Genomic DNA, 16,652 nt, shown 5'->3' on the forward strand with positions numbered 1-16,652 from the left:
TGCGTAAAGCCACTCCCGGCAAATGGATCGGCTCACGTGCTCGCCAGACCTTTCGAAGGGGAAGAGCACAGTCAACGTGAAATGAAGGTTTGAACATGCAGGTTATCGAAACGCTCGCTCAAGGGCTGAAGCGCGAACTCAAGGTCGTTATCCCGGCCAAGGACATGGAAGCTCGGATGAACGAGCGTCTGGCCGAAGTGAAGGACCGTGTGAAGATCAACGGCTTCCGTCCGGGCAAGGTGCCGGTTGCGCATCTGAAGAAGGTCTACGGCAAGTCGATCATGGCTGACCTCGTCAACGAGATCGTCCGCGACAAGCCGACGGAGATCCTGTCTGGCCGTGGCGAAAAGTCGGCGACCCAGCCGGAAATCGCGATGACCGAGGACGAGGCCGAAGCCGACAAGATCCTCAACGCTGAAGCTGACCTCGAGTTCACCGTTGCCTACGAAATCATCCCGGCGATCGAACTCAAGGACGTCAGCGGCATCAAGGTGACCCGCGAAGTCGTCGAAATCGCTGACGAAGAAGTCAACGAGCAGATCCTGAAGATCGCCGAAAGCGCTCGCAGCTACGAATCGAAGAAGGGCAAGGCTGCCAACGGCGACCGCGTCACGATCGATTACCTCGGCAAGGTCGACGGCGTTGCCTTCGACGGCGGCAAGGACGAAGACGCTGAGCTGGTTCTCGGCTCCAACCGCTTCATCCCGGGCTTCGAAGAGCAGCTCGTTGGCCTGAAGGCTGGCGACGAGAAGGTCATCACCGTTACCTTCCCGGCTGATTACCCGGCTGCAAACCTCGCCGGCAAGGAAGCGACCTTCGACATCACCGTCAAGGACGTCGCTGCCGCCCAGGACATCGAAATCAACGACGAACTCGCCACCAAGCTCGGCCTCGAATCGGCTGACAAGCTGAAGGAAATCGTCCGCGGCCAGATCGAAAGCCAGTACGGCAACCTGACCCGCCAGAAGGTCAAGCGTCAGATCCTCGACCAGCTCGACGAACTCTACCAGTTCGAAACGCCGGGGCGCCTCGTCGAAGCCGAATTCGAAAACATCTGGCGCCAGATCAACACCGACCTGCAGCAGGCCGGCAAGACCTTCGCTGACGAAGAAACCACCGAAGAAGAAGCCCGCGCCGAATACCGCAAGCTCGCTGAGCGTCGCGTCCGTCTCGGCCTCGTTCTCTCGGAAATCGGCGAAAAGGCCGGCGTTCAGGTCAGCGACGACGAACTGCAGCGTTCGCTGTTCGAACAGCTCCGCCAGTTCCCGGGCCAGGAAAAGCAGATCCTCGACTACTTCAAGAACACCCCCGGCGCCGCTGCATCGCTGCGCGCTCCGCTGTTCGAAGAAAAGGTCGTCGACCACCTGCTCGGCGAAATCTCGGTAACCGACAAGAAGGTTACCAAGGAAGAGCTGACGGCTGACGACGAAGAGGGCGAAGGCAAGGCTGCCAAGAAGGCGCCGGCCAAGAAGAAGGCTACCGCCAAGGCTGAAGCTGCCGAAGGCGAAGAAGCTGCCGCTCCGAAGAAGAAGGCTCCGGCCAAGAAGAAGGCCGCTGACGACAGCGCCGAGTAATCGGATCGAAGCCTTGAGAATAGAAAGGCCCTGCCGCTCGCGGCGGGGCCTTTTTCGTTTGGGCGCTTCTGCCCGGCGAAAACACTGAAATGCCGCGCCGTCACCGGTCGGACTTCGCGCTTCTCGAGGCGTCTTCCGACGGCAACAAAACCGCTCTAAGCGATATCGAGCAGAAGCGCTCGATGGTCGGAGACTTCCGGCTGGGGGACGACATCGAAGCCTGCGATATCGACCTGCTCGTTGACGAGAAGATAGTCGGCAAAGCGGCCATCCTTCATATAGTGCGACGTCCGGGTGTCCGTGTGCCCGCGCGAGACCACGAGGTCCGTCAGCCCGAGTTCGCCGAGCACCTCAAAGGTGACGCTGCCGGGAAGCACGTTGAAGTCGCCGCACACGACAAGCCGCTCGCCACCCGGCCAGACCTGGCGGATTAGATCCGTCAAGGCGCTTGCCTGCGCGCGCCGTGCCGGCGTGTCATGTTTGCCGCCGACCTCCCTGAGGCCGTGCATCTGCGCAATGGTGATCGTGGCGCCGGCATCATGGTCGAACAGGCGGATGCAATGCGCGTTGCGCGCGCGCGGATGTGGCCCCCAGCCGCCGGACGAGAAGCTGCCATGCACGAAGCCGAGCGCCTGGCCGATGACGGAATGGGACCGCCGGACGAAAGTCGCAAGCCCGAACTCGGAGGCCACAAGCCGGTCGTCGTCGAAGAGCGCCCCGCGCGCCGTCGGGCAGAAGAAGCCGTCATGGCCTGGAAGTGCTGCCGCGATCTCGTCGAAGAGGTTGGCTCGCTGCGGCAGTTCGACGTCACCATCGCGATAGGTCAGCCACTCGGCCCTTGTCGTCGGCGAGCGGGCGATTTCCTGCAGGCAGAGAACATCGGCGTCGACGTCGGCAAGGTACTTTATCAACGGCGAATGGAGCTTGCCGCCCCAGGCATTGAGCGAAAGGATGCGCATGGCGTTCGTGTCTCTTCCTCAGGAGAGGGGAAACTACCCGATTCGCAAACGTCTGGGACATGGACGCAGTTTCTGCGCGCCGGTTCGCGAGCTGGACGCGCAGACTTCGACAGGTGAGAGCACTGCGCTCCTCGCGTGTCGGAGACGATCGGTGCCGTCAACGCGTCGTCGTTGTCAGCCCGGGTGTGTCGTCAGCAGCTTACGCTTTCGGCACTTCCTGCTTGATCTCACCCATGCGGTTCCAGGCATCGAGGCCGGCGATCTTGTAGGCTTCGGCGAGCGTCGGGTAGTTGAAGGTGTTCTCGACGAAATATTCGACCGTGCCCTTGAGGTTTAGCACGGCCTGGCCGATATGCACCAGTTCGGTCGCGCCTTCGCCGATGATATGCACCCCGAGCAGACGTCGGGTCTTCATTGAGAAGATCATTTTCAACAGGCCCGAATCGAGGCCCATGATGTGGCCGCGCGAGGTCTCGCGGAAGCGCGCAATGCCGCATTCGTAAGGGATGCCGCGTTCCTTGACCTCTTCTTCGGAAAGGCCACAGGTGGAGATTTCCGGGACGGCGTAGATGCCGTAGGGGAAATACTTCTGCGGCTCCATGGCCATCGCGCCGACGGCAACGCGGGCGGCGATGCGGCCCTGTTCCATCGAGGTCGAGGCAAGGCTCGGGAAGCCGACGACGTCGCCTGCGGCGTAGATGTTCGGAACCGAGGTCTGGAACGTCTCGGGATTGACCTTGAGCCGTCCGCGGTTATCGGCCTCGAGGCCTGCCGCGGGAAGGTTCAGCGTATCGGTGGCGCCCATGCGGCCGGCGGCGAAGAGCACCATGTCGGTGACGATCTTGCGGCCGTTGTCGAGCGTTAGCAACACCTTACCATCGTCGAGCCTCTCGACGGTTTCGGCCTTCTGGCCGAGGTGAAGCTTCATATTGCGGTCGCGCAGCTGATAGGTGAAGTCCTCGACGATTTCCTTGTCGATGAAGTCGAGCATCGTCGTCTTCGGATCGATGACCGTCACCTGGGTGTCGAGCGCGCTGAAGATCGTCGCGTATTCGATCCCGACGACGCCGGCACCGATCACCACCAGCGAGCGCGGCAGGGTCGCGATATCGAGCAGCTCGTCGCTGTCGAGCACGGTCTTGCCGTCGAACGGCATGTAGTCCGGGCGGAAAGGCTTCGTGCCGACGGCCAGCATGATGCTGGTGCCTGAAACGAGGATGGTTTCGCCATCGTCCTTGACGACCTCGAGCGTGGTCGAATCGACGAAGCTTGCCTTGCCGCGCATCTGCTGCACGCGGTTGCGCGCAAACTGATGCTCGAGAACCTCGACCTCGTGATTGAGGGTGATGATCAGCCGTTGTCTGAGATCGTCGGCGCTGATTTCCTGCTTGACGCGATAGGAGCGCCCGTAAAAGCCGCGTTCGCGCCAGCCCGAAAGATTGAGCGCCGTTTCGCGCAGGGTCTTGGAAGGGATCGTGCCGGTATGAACCGAAACGCCGCCGACGCGTTTTCCCTGTTCGATGACGAGAACCTTCTTGCCGAGCTTGGCTGCCTGAATGGCGCCGCGGCGGCCGGCAGGTCCGCTTCCGACAACGATGAGATCGAACTGGTTCATGGACGTTTCCGTTAGAAGGTGGAATCTTTGTGCGCTGCGAAAATTCGCTTGCAAGCCTCTATACCGTCAATGGCACGATTTGATGAAGTGGTTTTCATAGCCGAAACAGCCGGATGAGAATATATAAGGGAATGCGCGTATGCTTGGCTTCGTTACGACATGCCGAGCCCATCGGTGTCGTGTTCGCCTGGGAGGGTCGCGATGGGACTGGAGCTGACGAACAGGGTTGTGCCGCAGTCCGACAGCGAGGGCACAGTCCCGCAATCGGAGCAGAGGCCAGGCGTCGTTGCCGCTGCCGTCTACGAAAACGGCGTGCGTGTGCGCGATATTCGCGTCGAAGACTCCGGCAAGTGGCGAGAACGCCCGGGCACGGTGGTCTGGATTGGCCTGCATGAGCCGGACGCGGATCTGCTGAAGCAGATACAGCAGGAATTCGATCTGCATGATCTGGCGATCGAGGACGCCTGCAAGGCGCACCAGCGGCCGAAGCTGGAAATCTACGGCGAATCGATTTTCGTCGTCGCCCGTACCGCCCACATGGTCGGTGACGAAATCGCCTTCGGCGAGACGCATCTCTTCGTCGGTCGCGGTTACGTCGTCTCTGTCAGGCATGGCGCATCGACATCCTACATGGCCGTGCGCCAGCGCTGCGAATCGTCGCCGGCAGCCCTTGCCCATGGCGAAAACTACATCCTCTATTCGATCCTCGATTTCATCGTCGACAACTATATGCCGGTGATCGAGGCGATCCACGAGGAGGTCGAGGAACTCGAAGATCGGCTATTGCGGGAGCGGCTGGTCAAGGGCGACATCGAGCGGCTCTATCTGCTGCGGCGCAATCTCCTGAGACTAAGAAACGCGGTGGTGCCGCTGGTCGACGTCTGTCGGCGGCATGAGCACATCGATCTGCCAGGCATGGATGCGGCCCTGCAGCCGCTCTTTCGCGACGTGACGGACCACGTGCGTCGCGTCCAGGAAGATATCGACGCATTGCGCGAGGTCCTGGCCTTCACCTTCGAGGCGAGCCTGATGGTCGGGCAATCCGAGCAGACGGAGATTTCCCGCAAGCTTGCGTCCTGGGCCGCGATCCTCGCCGTGCCGACGGCGATTGCCGGCATCTACGGCATGAACTTCGACGACATGCCGGAACTCAGGTTCCGCTACGGCTACTTCGTCGTGTTGGCGGTCATCATCGGCCTTTGCGGCACACTCTACCGGTTCTTCCGCCGCGCGAAATGGCTTTAAGCCGGGGCACTGACCGGCCGACATTGCCAATTCCCGAACTCGGAGGATCTAGTGGCAAGCCTTCTGCAAACGCTCAGCGACTTGATCGGTACGAACTGGAAACACCGCGACGTAAGCAAGCGGTACTCGCGTACCTTTGTGTGCCGCTGTGGCAGTCACGTGTTTTTCGGAAACATGCTGTGTAACAGTTGCCAGGCGCCGCTTGGATATCTGCCCGGAGAAGACGCGCTGCTGCCGCTCGACCCCGGCCCACAGCCAGGCACCTGGACCGCAGGCGGGGAACGGCCGTTGCTGAAGTATTGCGGCAACCGCGACACGCCGGCGCATTGCAACTGGATGCTCACGGCCAGCGAACCGGGGGAACGTTGCATCGCTTGCCGGCTGAACCGGACGATTCCGAACCTCGATCGTGCGGACGATGCCCGCTACTGGGGGCTGCTTGAGGCGGCGAAGCGACGGCTCGTATCACAGTTGCTGGCACTCGGCTTGCCCGTGAAGTCCAAGGTCGACGAGGACGAGGAAGATGGTCTGATGTTTGATTTCCTGCGTTCGCCGGAACAAGGGCCGCGCGTGCTGACCGGGCACGCCGACGGCCTGATTACGGTCAACATCGAGGAGGCGGATTCAGTCCAGCGCGAAAAGATGCGGCTCGAACTGCATGAACCCTATCGCACGCTCCTTGGCCATTTCAGGCACGAGGTCGGCCATTACTATTGGAATCGGCTCGTTCTGAACGGTCCCTGGCTGGAGCCGTTTCGCGCACTTTTCGGGGACGAGCGTGCCGACTATGCGGCGGCATTGAAGGCGAACTATGAGAACGGCCCACCCGCAGACTGGGCCGATCGGTACATCAGTTCCTACGCTTCCACTCATCCCTGGGAAGACTGGGCCGAAACCTGGGCGCACTACCTGCATATGATTGATAGCCTTGGAACGGCGTTCGGCTTTGGGCTCGACGCAGAGGATCTCGAAGCGGTGATCGAACCGTTCGAACGCGACGCCTTGTATGCGCCCGACGATGCCGCCGCTGACGGGTTCCTGTCGCTGCTGAACTCCTGGATCGAGATGACGATGGTGCTCAACGAACTGGCGCGCAGCATGGGCCAGCCGGACTTCTACCCCTTCGTGATGCCGAAGCCCACAGTGGCCAAGCTGCAGTTCGTGCATCTGGTCGTTGAAGACTTCCGTTCGGCGGCGAATACGTCCGGAGGCGGTGGCCCCATCGGGTGATGCCTTCACTCTCGTGTCTTGCCTCGGACCGGCGTCAGCGCAAGGCTGATCTTTCCGGCGTGTGAAGCAGCCAGCGCCGGATCGATCAGAACAGCCGCAGCCCTTTCAGGCTCACGTGGCCGTCCTTCCCGATGATGATGTGATCGTGCACGGCGATCCCCAAAGGTTTCGCCGTTTCGACGATCAGCTTGGTCATGTCGATATCCGCGCGCGACGGCGTCGGATCGCCGGACGGATGATTGTGCACGAGGATGATCGCGGTTGCGGAGAGCTCCAGCGCCCGTTTGACCACTTCGCGCGGATAGACCGGCGTATGGTCGATGGTGCCCTGTTGCTGCACCTCGTCGGCAATCAGCGTGTTGCGCTTGTCCAGGAACAGGATGCGAAACTGCTCCTTGGTCTCATAGGCCATCGCCGCGTGGCAATAGTCGATGACGGCGCTCCAGGACGAGAGAAGCTGCTTCTGGCGAAGCTCGCTCTTCAGGGTGCGGTGACCGATCGTCGAAATCAGCTTGAGGTCGAGTGCGACGGCCTCGCCGATGCCGTCTACTTCCTGCAGCAGCGCAATCGGCGCGCCGAAGACCCCGGCGAGCGTGCCGAAACGGGCAAGCAGCGCTTTCGCGATCGGCTTGGTATCCTTGCGCGGGATCAGCCGGAACAGCAGCATCTCCAGGATTTCGTAGTCGGCAAGCGCCGCATCACCGTTTTCGCGGTAGCGCGCCCTGAGGCGATCGCGATGGCCGTGATAGTGTGCCTCGGGCGCCGGCGCCTTCTTGGCTGCCGGCGCGTTGTCCAGCTGCAGTTGCGGGAAAAACGTCCTCTCGTCCGCCGATGGCGCCATGTCGCCGTCAGGGGAGATCGGACGCTTCGTCATGCAGCGCCAAGCGTGCTGACGCCAGGCTTGAACAGGCCGGCGGGCGACAGCGTGAAGATTTCGCAGCCGTCGGCAGTGACGCCGATCGTGTGTTCGTATTGCGCCGAAAGCGAGCGGTCGCGGGTAACGGCGGTCCAGCCGTCGGAAAGCACCTTCACGTGCGGACGGCCGAGGTTGATCATCGGCTCGATGGTGAAGATCATGCCTTCGCGCAGCTCGGGCCCCTCATTGGCGCGGCCGTAGTGAAGAATATTCGGCGCATCGTGGAAGAGCTTGCCGACGCCATGGCCGCAGAAGTCACGCACGACGGAGCAGCGCTCCGCTTCGGCATAGGCTTGGATCGCCTCGCCGATCGCGCCGGTCCGGGCACCGGGCCGCACGGCGGCAATGCCGCGCATCAGGCTTTCATGGGTGACGTCGAGCAGCCGTTCGGCCGCGCGCTTGATCTCGCCGACCGGATACATGCGGCTCGAATCGCCATGCCAGCCATCGAAGACATAGGTGACGTCGATATTGACGATGTCGCCCTCGCGTAGCGGCTTGTCGTTCGGGATGCCATGGCAGACGACGTGATTGATCGACGTGCAGGATGACTTCGTATAGCCGCGATAATTGAGCGTGGCCGGCAGGGCGCCATTGTCCATGCCGAACTCGAAAACGAAGCGGTCGATCTCGTCGGTGGTGACGCCCGGCTGTACCCGCGAGACGAGCTCGTCCAGACAGCGCGCGGTCACCTGGCAGGCCTTTCGCATGCCCTCAAAGCCTTCCGGTCCGTAGAGCCGGATGACGCCGGTGTTCTTGTAGGGCGCAGACCCTGCCTCGATGTAAGTCACCATTCCAAAGCTTTCAGTTGTTCCAGTGGGATTTCATAGAGCAGCGAGGGCCGCTTCGTCCACTGTCATCAGTCCGGTCGGGCGGATTTGCGTTGGCGAAACCTGACATTTGACGGCATAGGCCTCGACCCCGCGCGCCATGGCACGGTCGAAGGCGCGTGCATAGGCCGGGTCATAGTCACGGCAGATCCTCAAATGGTCGCAGTCTCCACGCTGAACAAGGTAGAGCATGACGGCGCGGTGGCCGGCCTCGACCATGTCGCCGAGCTCGTCGAGATGTTTCGCGCCGCGAGTGGTCGGACTGTCAGGAAATTCGGAGAGGCCGGGTGTGCGGCTGAAATGCACGTTCTTGACCTCAACATAGGCAAGGCCGCGTTCGGGGTCGCTGAGGAGAATGTCGATACGGGAATTGCGACCGTATCGCTGCTCGCGAGCGCTATGCGCATAGGTATGAAGATCGGATACGAGGCCCAGCCGGATGGCCTCCTCCGCAAGCCGGTTGGGCAGGCCGGTGTTGATGCCGACCATGGTCCCGTCTGCTTCGACAATCTCGAGCATGTGGCGGTATTTGCGCGTCGGGCTGTCGTGTTCCGACATCCAGATGCGTGAACCGGGTGTCGTCAGCCCGCGCATCGACCCCGTGTTGGGGCAGGATCCGGTCATGGCCGTGCCATCAGGCAACAGGGCGTCGAAGAGAAAGCGCTTGTAGCGCTGCACAAGGGTTGCGGTCGTCAGCGGAGGATCGAAGATCAAGGCAGGTCCTGCGAATGATTCAGGCGCGAGCGCGTACGTAGGAGCCCGGCGCTTCCTCGAGCGAGTTCAGCGGACCGCCCGGCTTGCGGGGCGCAACGCGTCGCTTGTCGAGTTTCTCGATCCACTGGTGCCAATGCGGCCACCAGGATCCCGGTGTTTCCTTGGCGGCCTTGAACCAATCGTCGAAGTCACCCTTGGGCGCGCCGCCGGTCCAGAACTGATACTTGCCCTTGTCCGGCGGGTTGACGACGCCGGCAATGTGGCCCGAACCCGAAAGAACATAGGTGACCTTGCCGCCGAACGAAGCGCTGCCGAGAAATACAGAGCGTGGCGGTGCGATGTGGTCTTCCTTGGTCGCGAGATTGTAGATCGGGATCTTCACGTCGCCGAGCGATACCTGCTTGCCGGCAAGAACCATCTCGCCCTTCGAAAGCTTGTTATCGAGGTAGCAGTTGCGCAGATAGAAGGAATGGTTGGCGGCCGGCATCCGCGTCGAATCGGAATTCCAGTAGAGCAGGTCGAAGGGCAGGGGCTCCTGGCCCTTGAGGTAGTTGTTGACGAAGTAGGGCCAGATCAGCTCCGAGGCGCGCAGCATGTTGAAGGCGGTCGCCATCTTCGAGCCGTCGAGATAGCCGGTCACGCTCATGTTCTGTTCGATCTGGCTTATCTGGTCCTCGTCGACGAAGACCTTTAGGTCGCCCGCATGGGTGAAATCGACCTGCGTCGTGAACAGTGTCGCCGAGCGGATGCGATCGTCGCCTTCGGCCGCATGCAATGCGAGCGTCGCGGCAAGCAGGGTGCCGCCGACGCAGTAGCCGATGGCGTTGACTTCACGCTCACCCGTGGCCTGCTCGACGATATCGAGCGCAAAGCCGATACCTTCGCGGGCATAGGCTTCCCAGTCCTTGGTCGCGTGCCGTTCGTCCGGGTTCACCCAGGAGATGACGAAGACTGTGTGTCCCTGGTCGACCGCCCATTTGATGAAGGATTTCTGCGGGTTGAGATCGAGCACGTAGAACTTATTGATCCAGGGCGGGCAGATCAGCAGCGGCCGCTTCAGCACGGTTTCCGTCGTCGCCTCATATTGCAGCACCTGGCAAACGTCGCTCTGGGCGATGACCTTCCCCGGCGTCATCGCGATATTTTCGCCGATCGCAAACTTGCTGGTGTCCGTTTGCCGGAGCTTGAGGTCGCCGCGACCGGCGGCGATGTCCTCGGCAAACATCTGCATGCCCTTGACCAGGTTGGCGCCGCTTGAGGCAACCGTCTCCCGGTAGAGCTGCGGATTGGTGGTGACGAAGTTGGTCGGAGACAGCGCGCTAGAAACCTGGCGAACGTAGAAAGCAGCCTTGTGTTTCGTGTGGTCGTCGAGCCCCTCGGCGTCTTCGACCATGCGCTCGGCCCAGTCCGACGTTACAAAATAGGCCTGGCGAATGAAGTCGAAGAACGGGTTCTTCACCCAGTCCTCGTCGGTAAATCTCTTGTCGTTGCGCTGGAGGGCGGCCGGCTCCGCCGTCTCTTCGCCGGACATGCGGTGCAGCGTGCGCGACCAGATCTCGAAGAAGCTGCCCATCAGGTGAGTCTGCGCTTCGAGCGTGCGGCGAGGATCGGAAAGCCAGTACTCCGAGACCTTGGACAGCGTCTTGACCATGTCGGTAACGGGTTCGGCGAAGGTATCGGACTTCTGGCCCGATTCCCGCGGCGCCAGCCAGGCAGAAGCCGCCTTGCCAAGCTGTTCCATGGCGCGGGCGAGGTTGACGGCGAGGCTTTCCGGATCCTTGACGATATAAGGTTCGACGGATTTGGGATCGAAGCCTGCGTAGCCGTCCTTGCCTTCCGCATTCCTCTCTGCTGTCACCCGGCGTCCTCCACAGCATCTTGTTTGTTTTGTATTTTTACATTCTGCCCGAAAATGATTACAAGGGCTAGCGCATCGTCGCGCCATCAAAATAGAGGTCGTCTCCAGTATGCTTGCCGTCGGAAAACAGCGTTCCATTACCTGGGTTGCCGGGATCGTTCTGCTAGGCGCGCTTGCAGGCTGCAACAGCCAGGGGACCAACTTCGAGAACTATCCGTCGGTTTATGGCCAGAAGCCAGCCGCAACGGCGCAGATGACCAACGATGAAGCCGCAAGCATGCAGGCGCGCCTGAGCTCTCTCGGTGCTGCGCGCAAGTCCGGCGCGATCTCCGAAGCCGAGTATCAGCGTCGCCTGAAAGAAATGCGCGCGCTGGCCGAACAGCACGGCGCCGACACGCTGAAAGAGATCCAGAATTAGCGCTTGCCTTTCCGGTGATTTGGACGCAAAGCGTTCAATGGCCGCATGGACGGCCGTTCACCACAGCGCACGGTTTCGCGAAGGCTTGAGCCGCTGGCGGGAGCGTGCGCCAAACGAGGTTTGGAGATGGAAGAGTTTCACAAAGTCCGGCGTTTGCCGCCCTATGTTTTCGAACAGGTCAACCGTTTGAAAGCAAGCGCGCGAGCGGCCGGTGCTGACATCATCGACCTCGGCATGGGCAATCCGGATCTCCCCACACCACAGTCGATTGTCGACAAGCTCTGCGAGGCCGTTCAGGACCCGCGCACGCATCGTTATTCGTCGTCGAAGGGCATTCCCGGGCTGCGTCGTGCCCAGGCCGCCTATTACGCCCGCCGCTTCGGCGTCAAGCTCAATCCGGATACCCAGGTCGTCGCCACCCTTGGCTCCAAGGAAGGCTTCGCCAACATGGCCCAGGCGATCACAGCACCTGGCGACGTGATCCTGTGCCCCAATCCCACCTATCCGATCCACGCCTTCGGCTTCCTGATGGCCGGCGGCGTCATCCGATCGATCTCGGTCGAACCGGACGAAACCTTCTTCGGACCGCTGGAGCGGGCTGTTCGCCACTCGATCCCGAAGCCGCTGGCGCTGATCCTCAACTATCCGTCGAACCCGACGGCGCAGGTCGCGACTCTCGACTTCTACAAGGACGTGATCGCCTTTGCGAAGAAGCACGACATCATCGTGCTGTCGGATCTTGCCTATTCGGAGATCTACTTCAACGACGCGCCGCCGCCGTCGGTTCTCGAAGTTCCGGGCGCGATCGACTGCACGGTCGAGTTCACCTCGATGTCGAAGACCTTCTCGATGCCGGGCTGGCGCATGGGCTTTGCCGTCGGCAACGAGCGGCTGATCGCGGCACTGACGCGGGTGAAATCCTACCTCGATTACGGCGCCTTCACGCCGATCCAGGTGGCGGCGACCCAGGCGCTGAACGGTGACGGCAGCGACATCGCGGAGGTTCGCAACATCTACAAGCGCCGCCGCGACGTGATGGTCGACAGTTTCGGCAAGGCCGGCTTCGAAGTGCCGCCGCCGGCAGCAACGATGTTTGCCTGGGCGAAGATCCCGGAAAAGTTCCGGCATCTGGGCTCGCTCGAGTTCTCGAAGCTTCTCGTCGAGAAGGCGGATGTCGCGGTTGCCCCGGGCATCGGCTTCGGCGAGCAGGGCGACGATTACGTGCGTCTCGCACTCGTGGAGAACGAGCACCGCATCCGCCAGGCGGCGCGCAACATCAAGAAATTCCTGTCGACCGCCGACGAGACGATGCACAACGTCATCTCGCTCAACGCTCATAGGTAAGAAGTCGGGAGGCGTGCTTGACGCGCGCCTCCTTCCACACTGGCCCTGCTGTTCTCGCGGCGCGCCCTCTACATGTTAGGAAATGGCTATGGCAGATGCCCTCAAAATCGGCATTGCGGGCTTGGGTACCGTCGGTGCCTCGCTCGTGCGAATCCTTCAGGATCGTCACGAGATGCTTGCGACAACGTGCGGACGGGCAATCGAGACCACGGCCGTAACGGCGCGCGACCGCAACCGGGACCGCGGCGTTGATCTATCCAAGACCGCCTGGTTCGACGATGCCGTTTCGCTCGCGCGTGACGCCGATATCGACGTCTTCGTCGAGCTGATGGGCGGTGCCGGCGATCCGGCCTATTCGGCCGTCAAGGCTGCCTTGCAGCGCGGCATTCACGTGGTGACCGCCAACAAGGCGCTGCTGGCTGCCCACGGTATCGAGCTTGCCAAGATCGCCGAGGAAAAGGGCGCGCTGCTCAACTACGAAGCGGCCGTTGCCGGCGGCATCCCCGTCATCAAGGCGCTGCGCGAATCCATGACCGGCAACACGATCTCGCGCGTCTACGGGATCATGAACGGCACCTGCAACTACATCCTGACGAAGATGGAGAAGGAAGAACTTTCCTTCGAAGCCTGCCTCAAGGAAGCCCAGCGCCTCGGTTACGCCGAAGCCGATCCGGCCTTCGACATCGAGGGCAACGACACGGCGCACAAGCTGTCGATCCTGACGAGCCTCGCCTTCGGAACGGCGATCGCTGCCGACGACATCTATCTCGAAGGCATCACCAACATCTCGATCGACGATATTCATGCGGCCGCCGATCTCGGCTATCGCATCAAGCTCCTGGGCGTTGCCCAGCGTACCGAAAGCGGCATCGAGCAGCGCGTCCATCCGACGATGGTGCCTTACGATTCCGTCATCGCCCAGGTCGACGGCGTCACCAATGCGGTGGCGATCGAATCCGACATTCTCGGTGAACTTTTGATGGTCGGCCCCGGTGCCGGCGGCAACGCGACCGCCTCTGCCGTTCTCGGCGATATCGCCGATATTGCAAAGAGCCGTCCTGGCGCCCAGCACGTTCCGGCCTTCGGCCGTCCGACCAATTCGCTGCTTCCCTATAAGCGCGCGCAGATCCAGAGCCACGAGGGCGGCTACTTCATCCGCCTGAAGGTGGTCGACCGCACCGGCGTTTTCGCCAGCATCGCCACCCGCATGGCCGACAACGGCATCTCGCTGGAATCGATCATGCAGCATTCTAAGCACCTGATGGAATCGGGCGAGCCGCAGACGATCATCCTCGTGACACACGCGACCTCCGAGCACTCGGTTCGCGACGCGATCAAGGCGATCAAGGGCGAGGGCTATCTCGTCGGCGAGCCGCAGGTCATCCGCATCGAGCGCCCGAAGGCGAACTGAGGGCGGCAAAGACCCGAGACCGCACGGCATGACCGTGCGCGGCGCCGTTTGCCGCCGATAGATTGAAAGCCTCGCCGCGCAAGCATGCCGGCGAGGCTTTTCTTTGGGGCGTTGGCCATCTGCAGCGCGCAAACGCCCGTAAACCGTGGATCTCTGTGTATGCCGCTCCAAAAAACGGTCACGATTTCCAGGGTTATGCGCTAAGAGGAATGTAGGCGCCAAGCGGATGGACGAGCATGGACGAATTGGTGGATCCGGTACAGCGGGCCTTTCTGAATGTCGAACGGTCGGTCAGTGGCCAACGCTGGGTGTCGCGTCTCGACCAGGCGGGCCAGAACCGGGCGCTCGCCATCAGCCAGGTTCACGGCTATTCCGATCTGCTTGGTCGCGTCCTTGCCGGCCGGGGTGTCGTGCTCGACGATGCGGCGAGCTTTCTTGATCCGACCCTTCGCTCGCTGATGCCGGATCCGGACACGCTCACCGATTGCCGCAAGGCCTCGGAACGTCTGGCGACCGCCATCAGCCGCCGCGAAAAGACGGTGATCTTTGGCGACTACGACGTCGACGGTGCCGCGTCCTCGGCGCTGATGGCGCGTTTCCTCCGCCATTTCGGCATCGATGCCGAAATCTATATTCCTGACCGGATCTTCGAGGGCTATGGCCCGAACCCGACGGCGATCGAGCAGCTGATCGACAAGGGCGCCACGCTGATCGTGACCGTCGATTGCGGCTCCACCAGCCACGAGGCGCTTGCTGTCGCAGCAAACCGAGGTGTCGATGTCGTTGTCATCGACCACCATCAGGTCGGCTCGGCGCTGCCGCCGTGCCATGCGCTCGTCAATCCCAACCGGGAGGACGATCTTTCGGGGCAGGGGCATCTTTGTGCCGCCGGTGTCGTCTATCTGGTTCTCGTAAACGCCCTGCGGGTTCTGCGCAAGGCCGGCGATGCCCGCGTCTCCTCCTTCGATCTGTTGGCGCAGCTCGACCTGGTGGCGCTCGCGACCGTCTGTGACGTCGTGCCGCTCAAGGGGCTTAACCGCGCCTATGTCGTCAAGGGACTGATTGCGGCGCGCCACATGGGCAACGTCGGGCTTTCGGCCCTCTTGCGCAAGGCGGCGATCGGCGGCCCGGTCACGCCCTATCATTTGGGTTTTCTCGTGGGCCCGAGGATCAATGCCGGCGGTCGTATCGGCGATGCCGCCCTTGGCAGCCGGCTCCTGGCGATGGAGGACGCCGCGGAGGCGGAAAAGATCGCAGCCCAACTCGATGAACTCAACCGCGAGCGGCAAGCGATGGAAGCCGCCATGCTGGCCGAAGCCGAGGCTGAAGTTCTATCGGAGTACGGCACGGGCGAAGGCGCTTCTGTCATCGTCACCGCGCGCGAAAACTGGCACCCGGGAATCGTCGGGCTGCTTGCCGCCCGCATCAAGGAAAAATTCCGCCGGCCGACCTTTGCCATTGCCTTCGACCCGAACGGACGCGGCACCGGCTCCGGCCGCTCGATCAACGGGTTCGACATGGGTAAGATGGTCCGGGCCGCCGTCGATGGCGGCCTGCTGATCAAGGGCGGCGGCCATGCCATGGCCGCCGGTCTCACGGTCGAGCGTGCGAAACTCGGCAAGCTCCGGCAGTTCTTCGACGAGCGCGCGGAGGCGGCGGTGCGCGATCTCGTTGCCGTCCAGACGCTCAAGGTCGACGGCGCGCTTGCCGCCTCCGGCGCGACGCTGGAGCTCATCGATCTCCTGGAGCAGGCCGGCCCCTACGGCTCGGCCCACCCGCAGCCCGTCTTCGCCTTCCCGCAGCACCGGCTGCGCGACAGCCGACAGGTGGGAGCGAACCACGTCAAGGTGACGCTGGAAGGCCAAGACGGCGGCCGCCTCGACGGCATCGCATTCAGGGCGACGGAAACGCCGCTTGGGGATTTCCTGCTCACCAACCGTGGTTCGTCAATTCACGTGGCGGGGTCCGTATCCGCCGACCTTTGGCAGGGGCAGCGGCGGGTGCAACTGCGCGTCACGGATGCTGCGAAAGCTGTTTGACGGGCCGACGCCGTCGCGGATGTCGGGAAGGTAAAGCCCTTCGCCGAGGGTCACCAATCTGGAAGTCTCCTGTCAGGTCGCCACGATGAGTGTGGCAGCAACGCCTTGCCGTCGCGCCTCCGCTTCCACCATAGCGCTGAAATCGACGGGGCATGTCCTGGGCGCTCGTCGAGGGCGCTGCCGATGACAAGGACCGGCCCGACGGATAGTCGACTGCGGACTGGCAGCGCCGAAACCGTTGGCGCAGAGCGAAACCAGAACGATCCGTCAACACGCACTTTCCAGTGCCGCACGAGTTCCAAACGCTACGAGTGCAGCTGGAACAACGGGCGCGCCCAATAGATTGCCGCCACGACGCAAGCAATAAGCAGCGGCATCCGAAGATCGCGTCCCGTGAGGTGGTGTAGCAGACGGCATTGGTCGCCGTGCTCTCCGGCATGGACCGGGATGATCAGCGCGCCACGGCTGGCAGGCTGATGAGCGGATCATCGCTCATCTG

13 protein-coding genes are annotated in these 16,652 nt (G+C 62.2%); 7 read left to right on the forward strand and 6 right to left on the reverse strand.

From position 1 onward, the window contains the following. Positions 1 to 95: 95 nt before the first annotated feature. Positions 96 to 1,574, forward strand: coding sequence for a trigger factor (gene tig / locus C1A35_RS26880; protein ID WP_104667293.1), 1,479 nt, complete (start codon positions 96 to 98; stop codon positions 1,572 to 1,574). Between the two features lie 155 nt (positions 1,575 to 1,729). Here tig and C1A35_RS26885 read toward each other — a convergent pair whose 3' ends face one another. Together C1A35_RS26885 and sthA are read right to left on the reverse strand one after the other, a co-directional pair. Further along, entirely contained in the window at positions 1,730 to 2,533 is an 804-nt protein-coding gene (locus tag C1A35_RS26885) for an endonuclease/exonuclease/phosphatase family protein (RefSeq protein ID WP_104667294.1), read from the reverse strand. Between the two features lie 199 nt (positions 2,534 to 2,732). Beyond that, a complete protein-coding gene (gene sthA, locus C1A35_RS26890) occupies positions 2,733 to 4,148 on the reverse strand; it encodes a Si-specific NAD(P)(+) transhydrogenase (RefSeq protein WP_104667295.1) in 1,416 nt (471 codons plus the stop codon). Positions 4,149 to 4,349: 201 nt separating this feature from the next. On the opposite strand from sthA, the gene C1A35_RS26895 reads away from it, so the two are divergent. Both C1A35_RS26895 and C1A35_RS26900 read left to right on the forward strand, forming a co-directional pair. Beyond that, positions 4,350 to 5,393, forward strand: coding sequence for a magnesium and cobalt transport protein CorA (locus C1A35_RS26895; RefSeq protein ID WP_104667296.1), 1,044 nt, complete (start codon positions 4,350 to 4,352; stop codon positions 5,391 to 5,393). A gap of 51 nt (positions 5,394 to 5,444) precedes the next feature. Next, positions 5,445 to 6,623, forward strand: coding sequence for a zinc-binding metallopeptidase family protein (locus tag C1A35_RS26900; RefSeq protein WP_104667297.1), 1,179 nt, complete (start codon positions 5,445 to 5,447; stop codon positions 6,621 to 6,623). Positions 6,624 to 6,708: 85 nt separating this feature from the next. Here C1A35_RS26900 and radC read toward each other — a convergent pair whose 3' ends face one another. From radC to phaC, 4 genes are read right to left on the reverse strand one after another with little or no spacing between them, the layout of a single operon-like run. Next, entirely contained in the window at positions 6,709 to 7,497 is a 789-nt protein-coding gene (gene radC / locus C1A35_RS26905) for a RadC family protein (protein WP_104667298.1), read from the reverse strand. Further along, positions 7,494 to 8,333, reverse strand: coding sequence for a type I methionyl aminopeptidase (gene map / locus C1A35_RS26910; protein WP_104667299.1), 840 nt, complete (start codon positions 8,331 to 8,333; stop codon positions 7,494 to 7,496). Before map ends, radC begins: the two co-directional genes overlap by 4 nt. A gap of 30 nt (positions 8,334 to 8,363) precedes the next feature. Then, on the reverse strand, positions 8,364 to 9,083 hold the full coding sequence (gene sfsA, locus C1A35_RS26915) for a DNA/RNA nuclease SfsA (protein WP_104667300.1): 720 nt from the start codon (positions 9,081 to 9,083) through the stop codon (positions 8,364 to 8,366). A gap of 19 nt (positions 9,084 to 9,102) precedes the next feature. After that, entirely contained in the window at positions 9,103 to 10,941 is a 1,839-nt protein-coding gene (phaC, locus tag C1A35_RS26920) for a poly(3-hydroxyalkanoate) polymerase subunit PhaC (protein ID WP_060583199.1), read from the reverse strand. Between the two features lie 109 nt (positions 10,942 to 11,050). On the opposite strand from phaC, the gene C1A35_RS26925 reads away from it, so the two are divergent. The 4 genes from C1A35_RS26925 to recJ all read left to right on the forward strand — a co-directional run bounded on the left by C1A35_RS26925 (position 11,051) and on the right by recJ (position 16,153). Beyond that, positions 11,051 to 11,359, forward strand: a complete 309-nt coding sequence (locus C1A35_RS26925) for a hypothetical protein (protein WP_104667301.1) — start codon at positions 11,051 to 11,053, stop codon at positions 11,357 to 11,359. Positions 11,360 to 11,485: 126 nt separating this feature from the next. Next, a complete protein-coding gene (locus tag C1A35_RS26930) occupies positions 11,486 to 12,703 on the forward strand; it encodes an LL-diaminopimelate aminotransferase (protein WP_034796568.1) in 1,218 nt (405 codons plus the stop codon). Positions 12,704 to 12,791: 88 nt separating this feature from the next. Continuing rightward, the gene (locus C1A35_RS26935) at positions 12,792 to 14,114 is read left to right on the forward strand and encodes a homoserine dehydrogenase (RefSeq protein WP_104667302.1); all 1,323 of its coding nucleotides are present in this window, start codon (positions 12,792 to 12,794) and stop codon (positions 14,112 to 14,114) included. A 236-nt stretch (positions 14,115 to 14,350) separates the two neighbouring features. Further along, positions 14,351 to 16,153, forward strand: a complete 1,803-nt coding sequence (gene recJ, locus C1A35_RS26940; protein ID WP_104667303.1) for a single-stranded-DNA-specific exonuclease RecJ — start codon at positions 14,351 to 14,353, stop codon at positions 16,151 to 16,153. Positions 16,154 to 16,652 lie beyond the last annotated feature (499 nt).

The sequence above is a fragment of the Ensifer adhaerens genome (genome assembly GCF_002940685.1).
GTDB classification, from domain to species: Bacteria; Pseudomonadota; Alphaproteobacteria; order Rhizobiales; family Rhizobiaceae; genus Ensifer; species Ensifer adhaerens_E.